The organism is Streptomyces sp. NPDC003284 (assembly GCF_053589675.1).
This window is the reverse complement of the sequence record NZ_JBSFSI010000017.1, coordinates 36858-57151: the sequence shown is the minus strand read 5'-3', so window position 1 is coordinate 57151 and position 20294 is coordinate 36858. Positions and strand designations below refer to the sequence as shown.

Genomic DNA, 20294 nt, shown 5'->3' with positions numbered 1-20294 from the left:
CGAGCAGGACGGCCCACGCCGGTACCCGCGGTGAACGTCCTCGCCCCATTCCGTCCCCCCCTGATGCCCCGAACGACCCCATGACCGCACGGCCACACGGCCAGATGCCCGGGACGCACAGGTCCCGGTCCTGGAAGGCACCCTAACGCCGGTGATCGTCCGCCGTTCGAGCCTGTGGAGAACCGGCGTCCGGCGGTGGGAGCGCGGGCCGGAAGGCGGTGCGACTCCGGAAGCCGCACACCGGGGAAACCGCTACCGTTATGGCGTATGAGCAGACGGTTTCCGCTCTTCTTCTCCGCGATCCCGCGTCTCGTCTGCGCGGTGGTCGCCGGAGTGCTGATCGGGGCGGCGGTCGCCGTGCCGACGGACGCACCGCTCGGTGTGCTGGCGGGAATCACCGCGACGGAGACGTTCTTCGTGGTGACCGGGTGGATCGTGCTGTGGCCCATGGACGCCGAGGAGACTCATGTGCACGCACGGCGCGAGGACCTGCGGCCGGTCGCCGAGGAACTCGTCGTGGTCGCGGCGGCCGTGTGCGGTCTGGCGGGTATCGCGGTGCTGCTGCTCGGCAATTCCGATCCCGTGCACGCCGCGACCGCGCTCGGCGGTGTGTTCATGGCCTGGGCCGCGCTGCACCTCATGTACGCCACCCGCTACGCGTTCCTCTACTACCCGGAGTCCACCCGGGGGATCGACTTCAATTCCCCGCAGCCACCGGCGTACCGGGACTTCTTCTATTTCAGCTACAACCTCGGCATGACCTACCAGGTCTCCGACACCGGAGTGTCGAGCACGGCGATCCGGGCCATGGTGCTGCGGCACTGCCTGCTGTCGTACGTCTTCGGCACCAGCATTCTCGCCACGGCGATCAACCTCGTCGCGGGCATCGTCACGCGCTGAGCCCGCCGCGGCGGAGCGGGGCACGTCAGCTGTCCGGCACGGACCCGCGCGCCCGTTCGGTGTCACCGGTCCCACCGAGGAGCCGGGAACCATGTGACCGGTCTCCCGCACACCGTCCCCCGGCTCCCCGCTCGCGGCCGTGCCGCCCGGCTGCGACCATGGCCGTGGAGCGGACGCGCGGACGCACCCGCGCCGCCCCGGCCACCGGCGGCCACGACGCCAACGCTGTGATCGACCATGACGAGAACGCTGTGACGAAGACGCTGTGATGCTGAGATGCAGGCGCTGACCTGGGCCTACGACGGCTACGAACCGGAGCACGAGCGCCTCAGGGAGGCGCTGTGCACCCTCGGCAACGGCCGCTTCGCCACCCGCGGAGCGCTCCCGGAGTGCGCCGCGGACGCCGTGCACTACCCGGGCACCTATGTGGCCGGGTGCTACAACCGGCTCGTCTCCCGGGTGACGGGCCGCGAGGCCGGGCACATCGGGCACGTCGAGCACGTCGAGCACGTCGAGAACGAGGACATGGTCAACGTCCCCAACTGGCTGCCGCTGCGCTTCCGCCTGGCGGGCGGCTCCTGGCTGACCCCGGACACCGCCACGGTCCTCGACCACCGGCAGGTCCTCCGTCTCGACGCCGGGCTGCTGGAACGCCGTACCCGGTACGGGCTCGGGTCCGGGCGCTCGCTGACCGTGCGCCAGCAGCGCATCGTGCACATGGGGGACCCGTATCTCGCCGCCCTGCGCACCGAGTTCACCGCCGAGGGGTTCACGGCGGACGTCGAGATCGAGGCGGCCATCGACGGCGGTGTCACCAACGCGGGCGTACCCCGCTACCGGGACCTGGCCGGGCGGCACCTCACCCATGTGCACACCGGCACGGCGGCGCCGGACACCGTCTGGCTGCGCTGCCGCACCCGCACCTCGGACATCCGTATCGGCACGGCGACCCGGCTGGCCTGCGACGGGCCCGCCGCCCCGGTCCCCGGCCGGCACGAGCACCTGCGCGCGGTGCAGGAACTGCGGCTGCGGCTGGCGCCCGGCCGTACCGCCACCGTCGACAAGACCGCCGCGCTGCACACCTCCCGCGACCCGGCCATCGGCGACCCGGTGCACGCCGCCGTCGACCGGGTGCGCGCGGCACCCGGCTTCGCCGCGCTGCTGGAGGAACACCGCGCGGCCTGGGAGCAGGTGTGGCGCCGCGCCGACATCGACGTGCCCGCGGAGGCCGGACGCATTCTGCGCCTGCACCTCTTCCACGTCCTCCAGACCCTCTCCCCGCACACCGCCGACCTGGACGTCGGCGTGCCCGCCCGGGGGCTGCACGGCGAGGCCTACCGCGGCCATGTCTTCTGGGACGAACTGTTCGTACTGCCCTTCCTGAACCTGCACTTCCCCGAGGTCTCCCGGGCCCTGCTGCGCTACCGCCACCGGCGGCTCGGACCGGCCTGCGCGGCGGCGCGCGCGGTGGGCCGCCGCGGGGCGATGTACCCGTGGCAGAGCGGCAGCGACGGCCGGGAGGAGACCCAGCGCCTGCACCTCAACCCCCGTTCGGGGCGCTGGCTGCCCGACCACTCGCACCTCCAGCGGCATGTCGGCTCCGCCGTCGCCTACAACGTGTGGCAGTACGCCCAGGCCAGCGGGGACACCGAGTTCCTGCACACCGAGGGTGCCGAGACGCTGCTCCAGATCGCCCGGTTCTGGGCGGACTCGGCCACCTGGGACGCCCGGCTGGGACGGCACCGCATCCTCGGCGTGATGGGCCCCGACGAATACCACGACGCCTACCCGGACGCGGACCGGCCGGGCCTGGACGACAACGCCTACACCAATGTCACCGCCGCCTGGGTCCTCGCCCGCGCCCTGGACACCCTGCGCACCCTGCCCGAACCGCGCCGCCGCGAACTCCTCGCGCACCTGCGGATGGAGGACGGCGAGCCCGAGCGGTGGGAGGAGGTGTCCCGCACCCTGTACGTGCCCTTCCACGACGGCGTCATCAGCCAGTTCGAGGGGTACGCGGACCTCGCCGAACTCGACTGGGCCGGCTACCGCCGCCGCTACGGCGACATCCGCCGCCTGGACCGGATCCTGGAGGCCGAGGGCGACACCGCCAACCGCTACAAGGCGTCCAAGCAGGCCGACGCGCTGATGCTCGGCCATCTCTTCGCCCCCGCCGAACTGCGGTCCCTGTTCGGCAGGCTGGGGCACCGGCTCGACGAGGACCTGTGGACCCGTACCGTCGACTACTACCTGGCCCGCACCAGCCACGGCTCCACCCTCAGCGGTCTGGTGCACGGCTGGATCCTGGCCCGCGCCCGCCGCGCCGACGCGTGGGGGTTCGTCCGCGAGGCGCTGCGCGGAGACATCGCCGATGTGCAGGGCGGCACCACCGGCGAGGGCATCCACCTGGGCGCCATGGCGGGCACCCTGGACCTCGTGCAGCGCGGACTGACCGGCCTGGAGACCCGCGAGGACGCGCTGTGGCTCGACCCGGTCCCGCTGCCCGAGCTGTCCTCCTACGGTCTCACCCTGCGCTATCGGGGCCACTGGGGCGTACGGCTGCGGATGGAGCACGGCCGCATGGAGATCGCCGTGCCCCGTTCCGTCTGCGCCCCGATCGACGTACGCCTGCCCGACCGCGCCCTCGGCGTCGAACCGGGCGAGACCTGCCGCATCCTCCTGACCGACGACGACCGCTGAGACCGGTCCGCTGAGACCGGTCCGACGAGACCGGGCCCGCGAGGCCGGACCGGCGCGGGCCCTCAGGGGACAGCAGGCAGCGGACGAGGTCAGGCCCAGATCGCCTGGGCGAGCGCCGCCCCGGTGAAGGCCGCGCCGAGACCGCCGACGATGCTCGCGACCGCGTTGGCCGCGGCGAAGAAGCGCGCGCCCTCCTCCGCCAGCCGCAGGGTCTCGTACGACAGGGTCGAGTAGGTGGTGAGCGCCCCGCACAGTCCGGTGCCCAGCAGGAGCTGGACCTCGGAGGAGGCACCGCCCGCGAGGACCGCGCCGGTGATCAGGCCGAGGGTGAGGCAGCCGACCATGTTGACGGTGAAGGTGCCCCAGGGGAACACGGTGTCGTGCCGGGACTGCACCGCGCGGTCGGTCAGATAGCGCATCGGGGCGCCGACCACGGCGCCGAGCACGACGAGTAGCCAGTTCACGCGTTCTCCCCCTCGGAGCGGACGGCGGCCGCGGTGACGGTCGGGCCGGTCATCGCGTCCTCCACTCGATCACCCGGCGGGTCAGGTTCGCCGTGGTCCACACCGACGCCAGCGCCGCCAGCATGGTCGCGGCCAGGTAGACGAGACCCGTGGCGGCGCGGCCCTGGTCGACGAGGCGCTGGATGTCGACCGCGTAGGTGGAGAAGGTGGTGAAGCCGCCCAGCACGCCGGTGCCGAAGAACGGCCGGACGAGCCGGTGCGCGGCCCAGACATCGGTGATCAGCACCATGAAGACGCCGATGACACCGCAGCCGATCACGTTCACCAGGAACGTCGTCAGGGGAAACGTGCCGTCGGTCGTGGGCCACAGGAGTCCGGCGCCGTAACGGGCCATCGCGCCGATCGCGCCGCCCGCCGCGACCACCGCCACGACGGGTCCCTGCCCGGCGAACGGCTCGCGCCGCGGGGTGGGCCCGTGCAGTTCGACATCGGGGTCGATGGGTTCACCAAGCACCTGAGGTCGAGCCTCTTCCATACGCGGGTTCTCCTACTCGCACGGCGCCCGGCACGTCCCCGGGCACACTGAAGTCGCAAGCAGGGACCGTTGGCGGCGCCGTCGCCGCGGTTGGGTGCGGCGGGCCCCACCGCCGCGCGACGCACTCCGGGTGCGCCGCACGGCCAGCCTACCGTGTGCCCGGAGGGGCCGTGCGCGGGCCCGGGGCCAGGTCGAGCGTCCAGTTCTGCCCGACGAGGTCCCGGCCGAAGCTGTGATGGGGCTCCTCGTCGGCGAGCGTGAAACCGTACCCCTGGTAGATCCGGCGCGCGGACTCCAGCACGTCGTTGGTCCACAGCGTGACCCGCCGGTAGCCGGCCTCGCGGGCGAACTCCAGACAGGTCCCGACCAGGCGGCCGCCCGCGCCCAGCCCCCGGGCGGCCTCGGTGACGAGCAGGATGCGCAGCCGTGCCACCTCCGGTGTGTCACCGGCGACCAGGAAGACACAGCCCACCCGCTCCCCTTCGGCCTCGGCGATCCAGCCCGCCTCGCGGTCCGGGTCGTGCCCCGCCGCGTACGCGGCGACGATCCCGGCGACCAGGGCCTCGAAGTCGGTGTTCCAGCCGAACTGCCGGGCGTAGACCTCGCCGTGGACCATCACCGTCCAGCCCAGGTCGCCGGGACGGTCGGCGCGCCGCACGGTGATCCGCGGCCGGTCCCCGGGCCGCGCGATCACGGCCTCTCCGCGCTGCTCCGACATGGCGTGTCCCTCCGGTGGCTCCGTCGTCCGCGCCCGGCGGCAGGGCGGACCACCGCTTCCCGCCGGGCACTGACACGACTGTTTCAGTACCGCTAGGCTAGCCCCATGTCCCCGTCAGCGGCAGCCCCCTCCGCACGCCAGACCGAGCTGCTGGAGGCCGCCTACCGGTACGTCCTCGCACACGGTCTGGCAGACCTGTCGCTGCGCCCGCTGGCCACGGCCATCGGTTCCAGCCCCCGGGTCCTGCTGTTCCTCTTCGGCAGCAAGGACGGTCTCGTACGGGCCCTGCTGGCGCGCGCCCGCGCGGACGAACTGGCGATCCTGGACCCCCTGCGCGGCCCCGGCGGACCCATCGGCCTGACCGCGGCCACCGAGCGGGTCTGGGCCTGGCTCGCCGCCGCCGGGCACCGCCCGCTGCTGCGGCTGTGGGCCGAGGCGTACGCCCGCTCCCTGGTCGAGCCGGACGGGCCGTGGGCCGGGTTCGCCCGCGCCACCGTCGAGGACTGGCTCGCGGTGCTCGCCGCCTGCCAGCCGCCCGCCGAGCGGGACACCGGGCCCGGCACCACCCGCAGGACCCTGGCGCTCGCGGTGCTCCGCGGTGCCCTGCTCGATCTCCTCGCCACCGACGACGAGCCCCGCGCGAGCGCCGCCGTCCGCCATCACCTGGCCCTGCTCGACGGCTGACGCGGCACCGGGCGGGCCACCCCTGCCGGATGGACCGGGGCTCCTGCTGCCCGGCACACGGTTTACCTCCGCGCACACGGGCTACGCGGCCCGGGACAAATCCACCACGAGCCCCGCGGACCCGCCACGAGCCCCGCGGACCCACCGCGACACGGCCGCGAACCGGCCGTGAGCGTGCCGAAGCGCAGGCGGCGGCCGGGGGCGGAGGAGACAGGTGCCATGAGCCAGAACGACCCGGAACGCGGGAGGGAGCCGGTGCCGCGTGCGCGCTCCGGCGCGTTCGGCCGCAGACACCCCCGGACCGGCACCGAGCCGATGACCGCGCAGAGCCCCCTGGGACTGCGGCTGCTTCTCTCGGGGGTCTTCCTGCCGCTGTTCGCCGGGGCCGCCGCCTTCTTCGCGGTATGGGCGGCACAGGCCGTGCCGGGCGAGAACCCGGCCCGCGGCCCGCTCGTCATCGCCGCCGCCGTCTGCGCGGTGCTCGCGCTGCTGGCCGCGGCCGACGTGGCGGTCGTCGTCCGCCGGCTGCGGCGCGAACGGGGCGCGGTGCCGTCCGGACGCTGAGGCGGCTCCCGGGCGCGCGCCCGGGAGCAGGGCCCCGGCACGGGAGGACGGCGGCGGCCCGCGCGCGACGGCGCGGACCCGGTGCGGGACGGTGGTCCCGCACCGGCGGCGCGCCTACAGGTACTGCTTCAGCTCCCGCCGCGCCAGCGAGCGCTGGTGCACCTCGTCGGGACCGTCGGCGAGCATCAGGGTGCGCGCGCCCGCGTACAGCTCGGCCAGCGGGAAGTCCTGGCTGACCCCGCCCGCGCCGTGGAGCTGGATCGCCCGGTCCAGGATGCCGACCACCGCGCGCGGGGTGGCGATCTTGATGGCCTGGATCTCGGTGTGGGCGCCCTTGTTGCCGACCGTGTCCATCAGCCAGGCCGTCTTCAGCACCAGCAGCCGCAACTGCTCGACCTGGACCCGGGCGTCCGCGATCCAGTTCTGCACCACGCCCTGCTGGGCCAGCGCCTTGCCGAACGCCGTACGGGAGACCGCCCGGCGGCACATCAGCTCGATGGCGCGCTCGGCCATGCCGATCAGCCGCATGCAGTGGTGGATCCGGCCCGGACCCAGCCGGGCCTGGGCGATGGCGAAGCCGCCGCCCTCCTCGCCGACGAGGTTCGACACCGGGACGCGCGCGTGGTCGAAGACCACCTCGGCGTGCCCGCCGTGGTAGTGGTCCTCGTACCCGAAGACCTGCATGGCCCGCCGCACGGTGACGCCCGGTGTGTCGCGCGGCACCAGCACCATGGACTGCTGGCGGCGCACGTCCGCGCCGTCCGGGTCCGTCTTGCCCATCACGATGAAGATCTTGCAGTCGGGGTGCATCGCCCCGGAGATGTACCACTTGCGGCCGGTGATCACGTACTCGTCCGAGCCGTCGTCCGCCCGCTCGATGTGCGTGGTGATGTTGGTGGCGTCCGAGGAGGCCACCTCCGGCTCGGTCATCGCGAACGCCGAGCGGATCTCGCCCGCCAGCAGCGGCTGGAGCCACTGCTTCCGCTGCCGTTCGTCGCCGAACTGCGCGAGCACCTCCATGTTGCCCGTGTCCGGCGCGGCGCAGTTGGTCGCGGTGGGCGCCAGTTGCGGCGAGCGGCCGGTGATCTCGGCCAGCGGGGCGTACTGGAGGTTGGTCAGACCGGCGCCGTGCTCGGCGTCCGGCAGGAACAGGTTCCACAGGCCCTGCCGCCGCGCCTCGGCCTTCAGCTCCTCCACCACCGGGGGGTTCTCCCACGGCGAGGCGAGGCGGGCGCGCTGCTCGTGCGCGGTCTCCTCGGCCGGGTACACGTACTCGTCCATGAAGGCGAGGAGCCGGGCGCGCAGTTCCTCGGTGCGCGCGTCGAACGCGAAGTCCATGGGGATCAGCCCTCCTGGAGGCCCTGGGGGCCGTCGTGCAACGTGGTCAGGCCGTGCTGGATGAAGACGGGGACGAGGTCGCCGATGCGGTCGAAGCCGCCGCCGACCGTCCGGCCGAGCGTGTACCGGTAGTGGATGCCCTCCAGGATCACCGCGAGCTTGAACCAGGCGAACGCGGTGTACCAGGAGACGGCGGTCACATCGCGTCCCGAGCGCGCGGCGTACCGCGCGATCAGCTCGGCGGGCGAGGGGTGGCCCGGCGCCTCGGCGGTGGTGGACACGGGGGAGTCCGGCATGCCCAGCGGAGTGCAGTACATGACCAGCAGGCCCAGGTCGGTGAGCGGGTCGCCGAGCGTGGACATCTCCCAGTCGAGGACGGCCCGGATCCGGTCGTCCGGCCCGATCAGCGCGTTGTCCAGGCGGTAGTCGCCGTGCACCACGGTAGGCGCGGGGGAGGCGGGCAGCTCGCGTCCGAGGGCGGCGTGCAGCTCGTCGATGCCGGGCAGGTCGCGGTCGCGGGAGGCGTCGAGCTGCTTGCCCCAGCGGCGCAGCTGCCGGTCCAGGAAGCCCTCCGGCCGCCCGAAGTCGGCGAGGCCCACCTCGGCGGGGTCTACCGCGTGCAGCGCGACGAGCGTGTCGACCAGGGACAGCACCGCGTCACGGGTGCGCTCCGGGCCGAGCGGGGCGAGCTGGCCGGCCGTGCGGTACGGGGTGCCCTCGACGAACTCCATCACATAGAACGGCGCGCCCAGCACCTCCTCGTCCTCGCACAGCAGCACGGTGCCCGGCACCGGCACGTCCGTCGGCCGCAGCGCGCTGATCACCCGGTGCTCGCGCCGCATGTCGTGCGCGGTGGCCAGCACATGCCCGAGCGGCGGGCGCCGTACGACCCAGCGGCCGGTGCCGTCGGAGACGGTGTACGTCAGGTTGGACCGGCCGCCCTCGATCAGCCGGCCGGTCAGGGGGCCCCGTACCAGGCCGGGGCGCTCGCGGTCGAGCAGGTCGCGCAGCCGGTCGAGATCGAGTCCGGGCGGGTGGTCGGGGCTCATCCAGCGCTCCTGGGGGCGGGGTCGGCATCGGATCCCGACCATCATGCTGACTAGTCGGTATGTAGTCCAGACCACATCCGGGGAAAGTGATCGGCGTCTCGGGACGGGGGCTGCGGAAGCCGACGAGGACCGCCGCCGCTGGGCAGCGGCGGCGGTCCTGGGCAGGCGGCGCGTCGGTCAGTTCGTGCCGATGTGGTCGTACGGGCCGGGTGCGGGGTCCTGGCCCGGGACCCCGGGCCGGTGGCCGAACGGCTGCCCCGCCCCCGGACCGGGGCGCTCGTCGGGCTCGTACGGGGAGGACGGCCGCGGCCGGGCGGCGCGGCGCGGGCGGACGGGCCACCACAGGGAGCGGCCGAGCAGCGCGGCGAGCGCCGGGACCAGCGCGATCGACAGGACGAACGCCGACAGCAGGATGCCGAGGGCCGTCGCGAAGCCGATCTGCTGGGTGCCCGCGTCCGGGTTCACCGCGAGGCTGCCGAAGGAACCGGCCAGCACCAGCCCCGCGGTGGCCACGGCCGGAGCCGTGTGCCGCACGGCGCGGGCCACCGCCGCACGGGCCGGTCCGGGCCGCTCCATCTCCTCCCGTACGCGGTCGCTGATGAGGATGTTGTAGTCGGTGCCCAGCGCCACCACGAACAGGAAGAGCACCAGCGGCAGGGTGAAGGCGACACCGGGCTCGCCGCGCAGATGCTGGAACACCAGGGTCGAGGCGCCGAGCGTGGCGGCGAAGCCGAGCCCGACGGAGATCATCAGCACCGCGGGCGCCAGCACGCTGCGCAGCAGGACGAGCAGGATCAGTGCGATGAGCGCGGCGGCCACGGGGAAGACCAGTTCGAGGTCCTCGGAGACGGCGGTGGAGATGTCCGCGAAGATCGCCGCGGTGCCACCGACATGGGCCTCGGCGCCCGCGGGCGTGTGCGCGGCGACGGCCGCCCGCACCGGGCCGGACACCAGGTCGCGCGCCTTCTGGCTCTGCGGGTCGGCGGTCAGGTAGAGGCTGATCCGGGCCGCGTCGCCGCTCTTGTCATAGACGGCGGGGCTCACCTGGCCCACCCCCTCGGTGCGGCCGAGCGCCGTGGCCAGGGCGTCCACGCCGCGCCGGTCGAGGGCGCCGCCGTCCCTGGTGACGTAGACGTCGGTCGGGTCGGACACGCCCGCGGGCAGGGCGCGGGAGATCTCGGCCGCGGTGGCGGCGGCCGGGGTGTCACCGCCGCCGCTGCCGGTGCCGTAGTCCATCTTCATGCCGATCGTCCCGGCGGCCAGTGCGCCCAGCAGGACGACGGCACCGGCCGCGACGGCCAGCGGGCGGCGGGCGACGGCGGCGCCGAAGCGCCCGGCCGTGCCCTCGCGCGGCGCGCGCTTCAGGGCGCGCGAGGGCCAGAACATCTTCCGGCCGGTGACCGCCAGCAGGGCGGGCATGAAGGTCAGGCTGGCCAGCAGCATCACCAGGACGGAGATCGCGATGGCCGGGCCCAGCACCCGGAACTGCCCGAAGCTCGCGATGCCCAGGGTGGCGAAGGCGGCCACGATGGTCAGCGCGGCCGAGGTGATCGCGGAACCCACCCGGCCCGTGACCTCGCCCGCGATCTCGCGCGGCGCACGGTCCGGCTGGGCGCGCAGCCGTTCACGGAAGCGGAACAGCAGGAACAGGAAGTAGTCGATGCCGATGCCCAGCAGCACCACGCTGATCAGCTGTGGTGTGCTCGGGTCCAGCCGGATCCCGCTGAGCAGGGCCGCGCCGACCACGGCACCCGAGGCGGCCCCGCCGACGATGGCGACCGCCAGCAGCGGCAGCAGCGCCGCGAAGACACTGCGGAACACCAGGACGTTCAGCAGCACGATCAGCGCGACGGTGAGCACGCCGGCCACCGTGCTCGTCGTCTTCTCCGCGTCCTGGCTGTCGACGGTGTCGGCCAGTCCGCCGGTGAATCCGGTGCGCAGCCCGTCCTGCGCGTACCGGCCGGAAGCGCTCTTCCGGAATTCCTTGAAGACATTCTGAAGACCCGGGTCGGTCGAATTTCCGGAGAGTCCGACCGAGAAGAGCACGAAAGTACGGTGCGGTGCGACCGTACCCGGGGCGATCTTCGGCGTCTGCGAATAGTCCTTCGCCAGGAAAGGCGGCGCGTCCTCCGATTCCGGCATGGCCACCCGCTGCCTGCCGAGCGCCGCGGCCACCGCCTCGGCGTGCCGCTGGTCGGCCGCCCCGAGCGGCTTGCCGTCGTCCCGCTTGACCAGCATGATCACGGAGTTGGCGTCCGGTTTGATCCCGAACTTGTCCTCGGCGATGTGCAGGGCCGCCGCCGAGTCGTACTTGTCGGGCAGGAAGTCACCCAGCTGACTCTCGGTGACGCGGTACATCAGAGCCTGACCCACCATGGTCAGTCCTATTCCCAGCAGTACCCATAGGGTGATGACTTTCCATGGATTTCTCGTGGAGAATCCGGTCAGGGCGCGAATCACGGGGGCTCCCGTTCGGGACGTTCTCGGACAGTGCCCTTCCAGCGAATCACCGGAATGTGCGGAGATCGTCCGAGCGCGGGATGAGAAGCGGCAGGGGGCCCCGGGACCGCCCGGGTGCCGGACCAGGACCCTGGTCCCGGTCCGGTCTCGGCCGCAGGTCGGAGCCCGGCGGCGCGGCCCGCTGCGACAATGGGCGAGCGGGGGACAGCAGACACCGGTGCCCGCGGGCACCGGGCGACCACGGCGCGGAGCAGCGCGGAGAGGACCACCATGGTGACGCGCCGCAGCATCGCGCCGAACCGCCGCGGCCTGCGCGGACGCCTGTTCCCGCCGGGCACCGACGCCCTGCCGTGGACCCGCAACGACGCGTTGCTGACCGTCGGCGCCGCCGCCGTCGACATCGTCGGATACACCGCGTTCCCGCAGCTCACCGGCATACCGGTGTCGGGGGTCGGCGTCCTCCTGCTGACGCTGTCCGCGCTGCCGCTGCTGGTGCGGCGGCTGTTCCCGCTGACCGTCATGACGGCCGTCCTGGTCCTCGGCGCGGCGCTGAACCTGTCGGTGCCGATGGAGCAGCACTTCGGCGCCACCCTGGCGGTCGCCCTCTACACGGCCGCCCGCACCGGCCGCCCCTGGGCGACGGCCGCCGCGGCCGCCGGGGCCGTCGGCATCACCCTGCTCACCCCCGGCATCGCCGCCCCGGGCGGCGTCCTGAACCTGACCAGTGCCTGTGTGGCCGCCGTGCTCATCGTCGGCGCCGCTCTGGTGGTCAACCGCTGGCAGCGCGAGACGGAGGCCAACCGGCGCCTGCTCGCCGACCGGGCGGTGGCCGAGGAACGCCGCCGTATCGCCCGGGAGCTGCACGACATCGTCGCCCACCGCATCACCACCATGCAGCTGATGGCGGGCGGCGCCCGCGCCAACCTCGACCACGACACCGGTGTCGTCCGCGAGGCCCTGATCACCCTGGAGGAGTCGGGACGGCTCGCGCTGCGCGAGATGCGCCAGCTCCTGGACGTGCTGCGGGCCGACGAGGACACCGCGACCGGCCCCGACGGCACCCCGGAGGCGCCGCAGCCCGGCCTCGACGACCTGGACCGTCTGATCAAGGAGTCCCGGCAGGCCGGGCAGCCCGCCGTGCTGACCGTGGACGGCGATCCGGCGCCGCTGCCCCAGGTGGTCGGCCTCACCCTCTACCGGATCGTCCAGGAGGCGCTGACCAACGCCCGCAAGCACGCCGGGCCCGCCGTACCGGTGGAGGTCCGCCTGACCTGCCTGCCCGGGAGCGTGCGCGTGACCGTCACCGACCGGGCCGAGGCGGAGTCCGCCGAGCCCGCCCCGGCGCCCGGTCCCGGCAGCGGATACGGTCTGATCGGCATGCGTGAACGGGTCGCCCTGCACGGCGGCACACTGGAGTCCGGCCCGCTGCCCGAGGGCGGCTTCCGGGTCGCGGCGAGCCTGCCGCTGGAGGCGCCGGCGGGCGCGGACGAGGAGAGCTGACGGGTGAGCGAGACCGACGCCGTGGACGGGGCCGTGCGCGGCACCGCCGAGGACGCCGCGCGGGACGCGGGGGAGCGGGCGGTGCGGGTGCTGATCGCCGACGACCAGCCGCTGGTGCGCCGCGGTCTGGCGCTGATCCTCGGGCCCGCCCCGGACATCACCGTGGTCGCCGAGGCCGAGAACGGCGAGCAGGCGCTCGTGCTGGCCGGGAAGCACCGCCCCGACGTCGTGGTCATGGACATCCGGATGCCCGTCCTCGACGGGGTGGCCGCCACCGAGCGGCTCGTCCGGGACCTGCCCGAGTGCCGGGTGCTCGCCCTCAGCACCTTCGACATGGACGAGTACGTGGTCGCCGCCCTGCGCGCCGGCGCGTACGGCTTCCTGCCCAAGGACAGCTCACCCGAGGAACTGGTGGCCGCGATCCGCACCGTCCGCACGGGGGAGGCCGTCGTCGCGCCCCGGCTGCTGACCCGGCTCATCCGCGCCTACGTCAGGACCGGGCGGGCGGCGCCGCAGGGCCGGGAGCGGCCCGCCGCCGAGGGCACCGCGGCGCTCACCCCGCGCGAGGTGGAGGTCTGGCGGCTGCTGGCCACCGGCCTGGACAACACCGAGATCGCGCAGACCCTGGAGATCAGCGTCTCCACCGTCAAGAACTACATCACCAGCATCTTCGACAAACTCGCCGTCCGGGACCGGGCGCAGGCGGTCATCGCCGCCTACGAGTCGGGCCTGGTCGCGGCCGGGCAGCAGGCGGGACAGGACTGACGGGACCGACGGGACCGGCAGAACCGACAGGACCGACAGGACCGACAGGACCGACAAGGACGGAGCGGAGCGGGCGGTCCACGCGGGCCCGGCGCAGTCGTCCGCCGGGCCCGCGCGGGCCGCGCGCACCGGGGCTACGGCTTGCGGCGCCCGTCCGGAGTGCGGGGCACCGGCTCCGCGTCGCGGGTGGCGGTGGTCAGCCCCTCGGGGGCGGTCTTCGCCTTGGGATCGAGCACCTGGTCGCCGTAGAGATCCTCCAGCCAGGTCGACTGGTAGATCGTGTCGAGATAGCGTTCGCCGAGGTCGGGGGCGATGGCCACCGCCGTCAGGTCGCGCTCGTCGTGCTCGGCCAGCCAGGACATGGCCCCGCTGACCACCGTGCCGGTGGAGCCGCCGAACAGGAACCCGCGCCGGGCCAGCCGGTGGCAGGCGCGGATCGTGTCCGCCTCCTCCACCCGGATCACCTCGTCGACGAAGGACTCGTCCAGCAGCGGGGGACGCATGCTCATGCCGAGACCGGGGATCATCCGGCGGCCCGGCGCACCGCCGAAGGCCACCGAGCCGACGGTGTCCACCGCGACGATCCGCACCGGCCGGTGCCACTCGCGGAAGTAGCGCGCGCACCCCATCAGCGTCCCGGTCGTGCCCGCGCCCACGAACAGCACGTCCAGCCGCGGGAACTGACGGGCGATCTCCGGTGCCGTACGGCGGTAGTGCGCACCCCAGTTGCCGGGGTTCGTGTACTGGCTGAGCCACACGTACCGCTGGTCGGAGGCGCACAGGGCGCGCACGTAGTCGATCCGGGCGCCCAGGAACCCGCCGTTGGCGTCCAGGTCGGCGATGACATGGACCTCGCTGCCCAGCGCCTCCATCAGCAGCCTGGTCGACAGATTGCAGCGGGAGTCGGTGACGCACAGGAACCGGTAGCCCTTGCTGGCCGCGATCATGCTGAGCGCGACACCCAGGTTGCCGGACGAGGACTCGATCAGGACCGAGTCCTTGCTCAGCAGCCCGTCCTGCTCCGCGGCCTCCACCATCTCGACCGCGGCCTTCAGCTTGATCGAGCCCGCGAAGTTGAAGCCCTCGCACTTCAGGAAGAGCGAGCGCCCGAAGATCGGCCGGAGGTCGACGTAGAGCTGGCCTTCGTTGAAAGCGTGGGGAGCGGTAATGACGGGCACGCTAACCTCCTGATGCCTGGGCCGGGGGACGGGACGATCAGCGATCAGCCGTACCGGCGCAGCTCGTGGAAGAAGTCGTCGACGACATGCAGATTCCCGGCCCGAGCCACCTCGTCGTGGACGTAACCGCCGACGGCGAGGTCGAGGACACCGAGACCGAACGGGGAGAAGACCACGGTCCGGTCGCCCGGCGGCTCCACCCGGCCGGTCAGCACGTCGTCGAGCGTGCCGTCCAGGAAGTCCCGCCCACCGGTGAGCTGTTCGGCCAGATGCGGCGAGGTGTCCGCCTTCAGGCAGTGCTCGACGTCGTCGACGAAGTTGGCCGCCTCCAGCAGGATCCGGGGATCCAGGTCGCGCAGCGACACATGCAGGACCACCGGATGGTGCGCGAACCAGGACGGGTCGGTGACATGCGGTTCGCCCGCCACGGTCGCGAAGACCACCAGGTCGCTGGAGCGGATCAGCTCCTCCGCGCTGTCGTGCACGGTGATCCGCGCGTCCCGCCCGCCCGGCGCGTCCGCCGCGGCCTGGCGCAGATAGCCGCAGAAGCCCGCCGCGCTGTCGGCCGACACGTCGTACACGCCGACCGTGTCGAAGCTCCAGCCGGTGCCCGCGAGGAAGGTGTGGATGTACCGGGCGATCAGTCCGGTGCCGAAGAAACCGACCCGGGCGGGCCGGGGCCTGGTGCGGGTGAGCCGGTCCGCGGCCAGCGCCGCCGAGGCCGCCGTCCGGGTGGCGCTGATGATGGAGCTCTCCAGGCACGCGAACGGATAGCCCGTGTCGTGGTCGTTGAGGATCAGCACCGCCGACGCCCGGGGCACCCCGGCCGCGACGTTCTCCGGGAAGCTGGAGATCCACTTCAGGCCGTCCACCCGCACCCGCCCGCCGACCGAGGCGGGCAGCGCGATGATCCGGGAGGAGGGCCGGTCCGGGAAGCGCAGGAAGTACGACGGCGGGTTGACCGTCTGCCCTTCGCCGTGCAGCCGGTAGGTGGCCTCGACCAGGTCCGTGATCTCCTGCTCGCGGCCCTGGAGTGCCTGCCGCACCTGGGCGCCGGAGATCACGGCGAAGGACGGCACACGGCCCGGCCGGGCGGTGGGGGAGTCGGTGGCGGGGGACGTCACGGAGGTCATCGCCGTGTTCCTTCCGGGGTCGGGGCGCCGTCGGCCAGCAGCCGCGGCTCGGCCATCGCCACCAGCACCTGCCGCTCGCCGGTGAACGGCTCCCGGCTGTGCGCGGTGCGGATGTTGTCGACGAGCAGCAGATCGCCGGCCTGCCACGGCTCGCGGCGGGTGTGCTCCTCGTAGACGGCGTTGAGCGTCTGGACGACGTCCTCGCCGATCGGACTTCCGTCGCCGTAGCGGGTGTTGAACGGCAGCCCGTCGGCGCCGTACTCGTCGACCAGGTACTCGCGCACCTCCGGCGCGAGTGTCCACTCGTTGAGGAACGCGATCTGGTTGAACCAGCAGCGGCGGCCGGTGACCGGATGCCGTACGACGGCGCTGCGGCGCTGCCGGGTGCGCAGCGAGCCGTCGTCGCGCCACTCGAACTCGATGGCGTGGGCGCGGCAGTAGTTCTCCACGGTCTCGCGGTCCTCGGTGCCGAACGACTCGGCGAGCGAGGCCCCGATCTCGTCGTTGTAGCTGCGGGTGAGGAGCCAGCCCTCGCGCTCGAACCGCTCGGTCAGCGCGGCGGGCAGCGCCCGCAGCACCTCCTCGGCGTCCGCCACCGCGGTCGCCCCGCCCCGGTCGGGCGCGGCGAGGCAGGCGAACAGCATCAGCGAGGGGACCCGCTGCGCGTAGCTCAGCTCGTGGTGCATGCACATCGGCTGGTTGTCCGGCCAGGCGGTGGACGAGTACAGCCCGCCCCCGTAGGACTGCCGGGGGGCGAACGCCTCGCGTTCCGCCATGGGTTCACCGGCCAGCGCGGTGAACACCGCCCGGACCCGCTCCGGTTCCCCGAGCGCCAGGCCCCGCACCACGAGCGCGCCGTGCTCGGTGACCTGCGCGCGCACGGCCTCGCGGTACGCGGACGCCCAGGCGGCCGGGTCGGCCGGCGGCTCCACGCGCAGGACCGGCGGCCGGTCCGGCCGCGACTCCACCTCCAGCAGTGACGCCGGGGACGAGAACGACATCTCGGTTTCCTTTCGTCGGGCTGGTGCCGGGATCAGGAGGACGCCAGCAGTTCGGCGGCGCCCAGGACGGCCCGCGCCGCCGCGTCCGGCCGGGTGCGCGGGAAGTAGTGGCCCCCGTCGGGGAGTTCGTGCAGGTCGACCAGGTCGGCCAGGAACATCCAGTCCCGGTGGCGTTCGGCGGGCCCGGCGGTGTGCGGGTCGTCGGCGGCGAGGACCACGGTCACCGGCACGGCCAGCCGCGCCGCCCGCGGGGAGTCGAGCGCGGCGGCGAAGTAGCGGTGCGCCGCGACGCAGTCGTGCCGGTAGGCGGCGCCGATGTGCTCGGCGTGGTCCGCGTCGAGTTCGCCCAGCTCGGAGTAGCCGCCGTCCGCGCTCAGGTGCGCGGCGATCTCGGCGTTGCTCCGCCCGGACAGCTCCTCGACGGCGGCCCTGCGGGCGGCGGCGGTGCCCGGCAACTGCGCGCCCAGGAACACCCGCACCACCTCCACCGTGCCGTCCTCGTGCAGCAGCCGCGCCGTCTCGACGGCCAGGGCCGCCCCGGAGGAGTGGCCCCACAGCATGACCCGGCGCGTGCCGCGCCCGCGGATCTCCGCCGCCACCTGCCCGGCGACCTCCTCCAGCGGGGCGAACGGCTCGTCGGCGGCGGCCAGGTCGTGGCCGGGCAGCTCGACCGCGTACACCGCGGGACCGCGGCCCGCCAGCGCGCTCGCCAGCGGCCGGAAGTTCACCGCGTTGCCGCCCGCGTAGGGGAAGCAGACCAGCGCGCACGCGTCGGTGTCACCGGCCGCCGACAGCGGTTGCAGCAGCTCCGTGCGCCGCTGCCCGGCGCCGTCCAGCAGCGCGGCGAGGTCGGCGAGCACCGGATGGCGGGTGATGTCCTTGAGGGACACGGCCCGGTCCAGGGCGATGGTCAGCTTCACCGCCGACAGCGAGGTGCCGCCGGAGTCGAAGAAGTGGTCGCCGCGGCCGATCCGCTCGCGCGGCAGGCCCAGCAACTGCGCCCAGGTGTCCGCGAGTCGGCGCTCGGTGGCGGTGCGCGGCGCGTCCTTCGGTCCGCCGTCCGCCGTGTCCTTCTCGGCCAGCCGCGCGGCCAGCGCGGTCAGCGCCTTGCGGTCGGTCTTGCCGTTGGCGGTCAGCGGCAGGGCGTCCTGCCAGTGGAAGGCCGAGGGCACCATGTACGCGGGCAGCGCGGCCCCGAGCGCGTGCCGCAACTCCGCCGCCGCCAGCGGCTGTCCGCTGTAGAAGGCGACCAGATGCGTGCCCCGGCCGGGCAGTTCGGTGACGACGACCGCGCCGTCCCGCACCCCGGGGGCGCGCAGCAGCGTGTTCTCGATCTCCCCGATCTCGATGCGGAAACCGCGGATCTTGACCTGGCTGTCCCGGCGGCCGAGGAACTCCAGTGTGCCGCCGGGGTGCCAGCGACCCCAGTCACCGGCGAGATAGAGCCGCTCGCCGGGCCGGTACGGGTCCTCCCGGTACGCCTCGCGGGTGCGCTCGGGATCGTTGACGTAGCCGCGGCCCACGCACACCCCGGAGAAGGCGATCAGGCCGGGCGCGCCCAGCGGCACCGGCGCCAGGTGCTCGTCGACGACGAGGACCCGCACGTTGTGCACCGGCCGGCCCAGCAGCACCCGCTCCGGCACCGCCCGCAGGATCTCGTGGTTGGTGTCGTCCGACGTCTCGGTCAGGCCGTACGCGTTGACCAGCGGGATGCCCGGCTTCAGGGCGAACCAGCGCTGGACCAGTTCGCGCTTGAGCGCCTCGCCGGTCACCGACACATAGGCCAGGCGGGGCAGTTCGCGCGGCCGCCGCTCCAGATAGGACGCCACCACCTCCAGATAGGAGGGCACGACCTGGACGACCGCGACCCGGCCGCGCTCCAGCGTGTCGACGAACCGCTCGACGTCCAGGACCGCCTCCTGCTCCACCAGCAGGGTCCGCCCCCCGGTCAGCAGCGCGGCCAGCAACTGCCACAGCGAGATGTCGAAGCACTGCGGGGCGGTCTGCGCCACCACCGAGTCCGGCCCGATCTCCAGGTCGTCGATCTTGGCGAACAGGTGGTTGAGCATGCCCGCGTGCTCGCACATCGCGCCCTTCGGCTCACCCGTGGAACCGGAGGTGAAGTAGATGTACGCCAGCCGGCCGGGCGCGATGTCCAGGCCCGGGTCGCCGTCGTCGTGGCCCTCCGCGTACGCGTCCGGCAGCAGCAGCTTCTCGGCCGGGTCCGGCAGCGAGGCCAGGGCCTCGTCCAGGGTGGCGGTGCTGCCCGGCTCGGCCAGCACGAGCCGGCAGCCGGCCCGGGACAGCGTCGCCGCGATCCGCCCGGCCGGGAAGTGCGGCTCGACGGGCAGATAGACACAGCCGGCCTTGAACACCGCGAGCACCGACGCCAGCCAGTCCAGGGTGCGTTCGGTGACCACCGCGACCACGCCCTCGGGCCCCGGGTCGCGGGCCAGCAGCGCCCGCGCCAGCCGGTTCGCGCGGGAGTTCAGCTCGGCGTACGTCCACGAGTCCTCCCCGTGCACGGCGGCCACGGCCTCGGGCCGCTCCCGTACCCGCTGCTCGAACAGCTCGTGCGCCCGCGCCTCGGGCAGGGCCCGCTCCGCTCCCGCGAACCCTTCGAGCTGCTCGCGCACCTCCGCCTCCGGCAGCAGGCTCTGCCGCGCGTGCTCGGCGTCCGCGTCGGCGGCCATCAGCCGCAGCGCGGTCAGGTGGTAGCCGCAGATCCGGGCCGCCGCCGCCGCGTCCAGCGCCTCGGTGCGGTACCGCAGCCGCAGCACCATATGTCCCGCGCGGTCGGCGCAGCCGACCGCGAGCACCGCGTCCCGGGGCAGGCTCTCGCCCCGGGCGTCCTCCGGGTCGAAGACCACCTCGTACGCCGGTCCGGTCAGCCCCAGTTCGCTGCGCAGCCCGTGCACCGGGAAGTCGCGGTGGGCCAGCAGGTCGGCCTCGACCCGGCGGGCGGCGCGCACCACGCCGCGCCAGGTCCGCGGCGCGACCGTCAGCCGGCAGGGGAGCGGTTCGCCCGCGCCGGTGGCGCGTCCGGTCACCACGTCCTGCTCGCCGCTGAGCGCGGCCAGCACCTTGGCGTGGGCGGCCAGCAGCACCGCGCCGACCGGTACGCCGAGTTCGGCGGCCAGGGCGCGCACGGCCCGCGCGACCCGGTCCGGCACCGGCTCCTCGTGCCCGGCCGTGCCGGGCCGGGGCCGCGGCGCCCACCGCGGGACGGCGGTGAACCCACCGGCGGTCAGCACCTCGGTCCAGAAGTCCCTGTCCGCTGCCACGAGCGCTCCCATCGAATGACC

General features: G+C 73.7%; 16 protein-coding genes. 6 read left to right on the top strand and 10 right to left on the bottom strand.

All coding sequences use genetic code 11. From position 1 onward, the window contains the following. The first annotated feature begins 267 nt into the window (after positions 1–267). Both ACWDYF_RS28960 and ACWDYF_RS28955 read left to right on the top strand, forming a co-directional pair. Positions 268–900: a DUF1345 domain-containing protein gene (locus ACWDYF_RS28960; protein WP_389471584.1), complete on the top strand. Its 633-nt coding sequence runs from the start codon at positions 268–270 to the stop codon at positions 898–900. Positions 901–1176: 276 nt separating this feature from the next. Next, positions 1177–3600: a glycoside hydrolase family 65 protein gene (locus ACWDYF_RS28955; protein WP_389471581.1), complete on the top strand. Its 2424-nt coding sequence runs from the start codon at positions 1177–1179 to the stop codon at positions 3598–3600. An 89-nt stretch (positions 3601–3689) separates the two neighbouring features. On the opposite strand, the gene crcB (ACWDYF_RS28950) is transcribed toward ACWDYF_RS28955, so the two are convergent. From crcB (ACWDYF_RS28950) to ACWDYF_RS28940, 3 genes are all read right to left on the bottom strand, one after another. After that, a complete protein-coding gene (gene crcB, locus ACWDYF_RS28950; protein WP_389471579.1) occupies positions 3690–4064 on the bottom strand; it encodes a fluoride efflux transporter CrcB in 375 nt (124 codons plus the stop codon). Between the two features lie 49 nt (positions 4065–4113). Next, entirely contained in the window at positions 4114–4599 is a 486-nt protein-coding gene (crcB, locus tag ACWDYF_RS28945) for a fluoride efflux transporter CrcB (protein WP_389471575.1), read from the bottom strand. A gap of 148 nt (positions 4600–4747) precedes the next feature. After that, on the bottom strand, positions 4748–5317 hold the full coding sequence (locus ACWDYF_RS28940) for a GNAT family N-acetyltransferase (protein ID WP_389471571.1): 570 nt from the start codon (positions 5315–5317) through the stop codon (positions 4748–4750). Positions 5318–5422: 105 nt separating this feature from the next. Between ACWDYF_RS28940 and ACWDYF_RS28935 the strand changes: the two genes are divergently transcribed. Both ACWDYF_RS28935 and ACWDYF_RS28930 read left to right on the top strand, forming a co-directional pair. After that, complete coding sequence (locus ACWDYF_RS28935) at positions 5423–6001, top strand: TetR/AcrR family transcriptional regulator (protein ID WP_381738053.1); 579 nt, start codon at positions 5423–5425, stop codon at positions 5999–6001. 219 nt (positions 6002–6220) lie between these two features. Then, positions 6221–6565 (top strand): DUF6343 family protein, encoded by a 345-nt coding sequence (locus tag ACWDYF_RS28930; RefSeq protein WP_018570884.1) that lies wholly within the window; start codon positions 6221–6223, stop codon positions 6563–6565. Positions 6566–6679: 114 nt separating this feature from the next. Here the strand turns inward: ACWDYF_RS28930 and ACWDYF_RS28925 are convergent, their stop codons facing one another. The 3 genes from ACWDYF_RS28925 to ACWDYF_RS28915 all read right to left on the bottom strand — a co-directional run bounded on the left by ACWDYF_RS28925 (position 6680) and on the right by ACWDYF_RS28915 (position 11328). Further along, positions 6680–7903: an acyl-CoA dehydrogenase family protein gene (locus tag ACWDYF_RS28925; protein WP_381738054.1), complete on the bottom strand. Its 1224-nt coding sequence runs from the start codon at positions 7901–7903 to the stop codon at positions 6680–6682. Positions 7904–7908: 5 nt separating this feature from the next. Then, a complete protein-coding gene (locus ACWDYF_RS28920) occupies positions 7909–8952 on the bottom strand; it encodes a phosphotransferase family protein (RefSeq protein WP_389471565.1) in 1044 nt (347 codons plus the stop codon). A gap of 177 nt (positions 8953–9129) precedes the next feature. Beyond that, positions 9130–11328 carry an MMPL family transporter gene (locus ACWDYF_RS28915; RefSeq protein ID WP_389471562.1) on the bottom strand — a complete coding sequence of 733 codons (2199 nt, stop codon included), beginning with the start codon at positions 11326–11328 and terminating at the stop codon, positions 9130–9132. Positions 11329–11682: 354 nt separating this feature from the next. Between ACWDYF_RS28915 and ACWDYF_RS28910 the strand changes: the two genes are divergently transcribed. Both ACWDYF_RS28910 and ACWDYF_RS28905 read left to right on the top strand, forming a co-directional pair. Further along, entirely contained in the window at positions 11683–12912 is a 1230-nt protein-coding gene (locus tag ACWDYF_RS28910; RefSeq protein WP_389471560.1) for a sensor histidine kinase, read from the top strand. 3 nt (positions 12913–12915) lie between these two features. Beyond that, positions 12916–13677, top strand: a complete 762-nt coding sequence (locus ACWDYF_RS28905; RefSeq protein WP_381738060.1) for a response regulator — start codon at positions 12916–12918, stop codon at positions 13675–13677. Positions 13678–13811: 134 nt separating this feature from the next. On the opposite strand, the gene sbnA is transcribed toward ACWDYF_RS28905, so the two are convergent. The 4 genes from sbnA to ACWDYF_RS28885 are packed head-to-tail and all read right to left on the bottom strand — an operon-like array spanning position 13812 to position 20285. After that, the gene (sbnA, locus tag ACWDYF_RS28900) at positions 13812–14855 is read right to left on the bottom strand and encodes a 2,3-diaminopropionate biosynthesis protein SbnA (protein WP_018570878.1); all 1044 of its coding nucleotides are present in this window, start codon (positions 14853–14855) and stop codon (positions 13812–13814) included. Positions 14856–14899: 44 nt separating this feature from the next. Next, positions 14900–15988, bottom strand: coding sequence for a 2,3-diaminopropionate biosynthesis protein SbnB (gene sbnB, locus ACWDYF_RS28895; RefSeq protein ID WP_389471557.1), 1089 nt, complete (start codon positions 15986–15988; stop codon positions 14900–14902). Continuing rightward, the gene (locus ACWDYF_RS28890) at positions 15985–16989 is read right to left on the bottom strand and encodes a TauD/TfdA family dioxygenase (RefSeq protein ID WP_389471555.1); all 1005 of its coding nucleotides are present in this window, start codon (positions 16987–16989) and stop codon (positions 15985–15987) included. The genes sbnB and ACWDYF_RS28890 overlap by 4 nt, the downstream gene beginning before the upstream one ends. A gap of 32 nt (positions 16990–17021) precedes the next feature. Next, positions 17022–20285 carry a non-ribosomal peptide synthetase gene (locus ACWDYF_RS28885; RefSeq protein WP_389471552.1) on the bottom strand — a complete coding sequence of 1088 codons (3264 nt, stop codon included), beginning with the start codon at positions 20283–20285 and terminating at the stop codon, positions 17022–17024. Between the last annotated feature and the right edge of the window lie 9 nt (positions 20286–20294).

What these genes read in the sequence shown, in the direction of transcription:
- ACWDYF_RS28960 (WP_389471584.1), top strand. Translation starts at nt 268, where the DNA reads ATGAGCAGACGGTTTCCGCTCTTCTTCTCCGCGATCCCGCGTCTCGTC.
- ACWDYF_RS28955 (WP_389471581.1), top strand. Translation starts at nt 1,177, where the DNA reads ATGCAGGCGCTGACCTGGGCCTACGACGGCTACGAACCGGAGCACGAG.
- crcB (WP_389471575.1), bottom strand. Translation starts at nt 4,599, where the DNA reads ATGGAAGAGGCTCGACCTCAGGTGCTTGGTGAACCCATCGACCCCGAT.
- ACWDYF_RS28940 (WP_389471571.1), bottom strand. Translation starts at nt 5,317, where the DNA reads ATGTCGGAGCAGCGCGGAGAGGCCGTGATCGCGCGGCCCGGGGACCGG.
- ACWDYF_RS28935 (WP_381738053.1), top strand. Translation starts at nt 5,423, where the DNA reads ATGTCCCCGTCAGCGGCAGCCCCCTCCGCACGCCAGACCGAGCTGCTG.
- ACWDYF_RS28930 (WP_018570884.1), top strand. Translation starts at nt 6,221, where the DNA reads ATGAGCCAGAACGACCCGGAACGCGGGAGGGAGCCGGTGCCGCGTGCG.
- ACWDYF_RS28925 (WP_381738054.1), bottom strand. Translation starts at nt 7,903, where the DNA reads ATGGACTTCGCGTTCGACGCGCGCACCGAGGAACTGCGCGCCCGGCTC.
- ACWDYF_RS28920 (WP_389471565.1), bottom strand. Translation starts at nt 8,952, where the DNA reads ATGAGCCCCGACCACCCGCCCGGACTCGATCTCGACCGGCTGCGCGAC.
- ACWDYF_RS28915 (WP_389471562.1), bottom strand. Translation starts at nt 11,328, where the DNA reads ATGGTGGGTCAGGCTCTGATGTACCGCGTCACCGAGAGTCAGCTGGGT.
- ACWDYF_RS28910 (WP_389471560.1), top strand. Translation starts at nt 11,683, where the DNA reads ATGGTGACGCGCCGCAGCATCGCGCCGAACCGCCGCGGCCTGCGCGGA.
- sbnB (WP_389471557.1), bottom strand. Translation starts at nt 15,988, where the DNA reads ATGACCTCCGTGACGTCCCCCGCCACCGACTCCCCCACCGCCCGGCCG.
- ACWDYF_RS28890 (WP_389471555.1), bottom strand. Translation starts at nt 16,989, where the DNA reads ATGTCGTTCTCGTCCCCGGCGTCACTGCTGGAGGTGGAGTCGCGGCCG.
- ACWDYF_RS28885 (WP_389471552.1), bottom strand. Translation starts at nt 20,285, where the DNA reads ATGGGAGCGCTCGTGGCAGCGGACAGGGACTTCTGGACCGAGGTGCTG.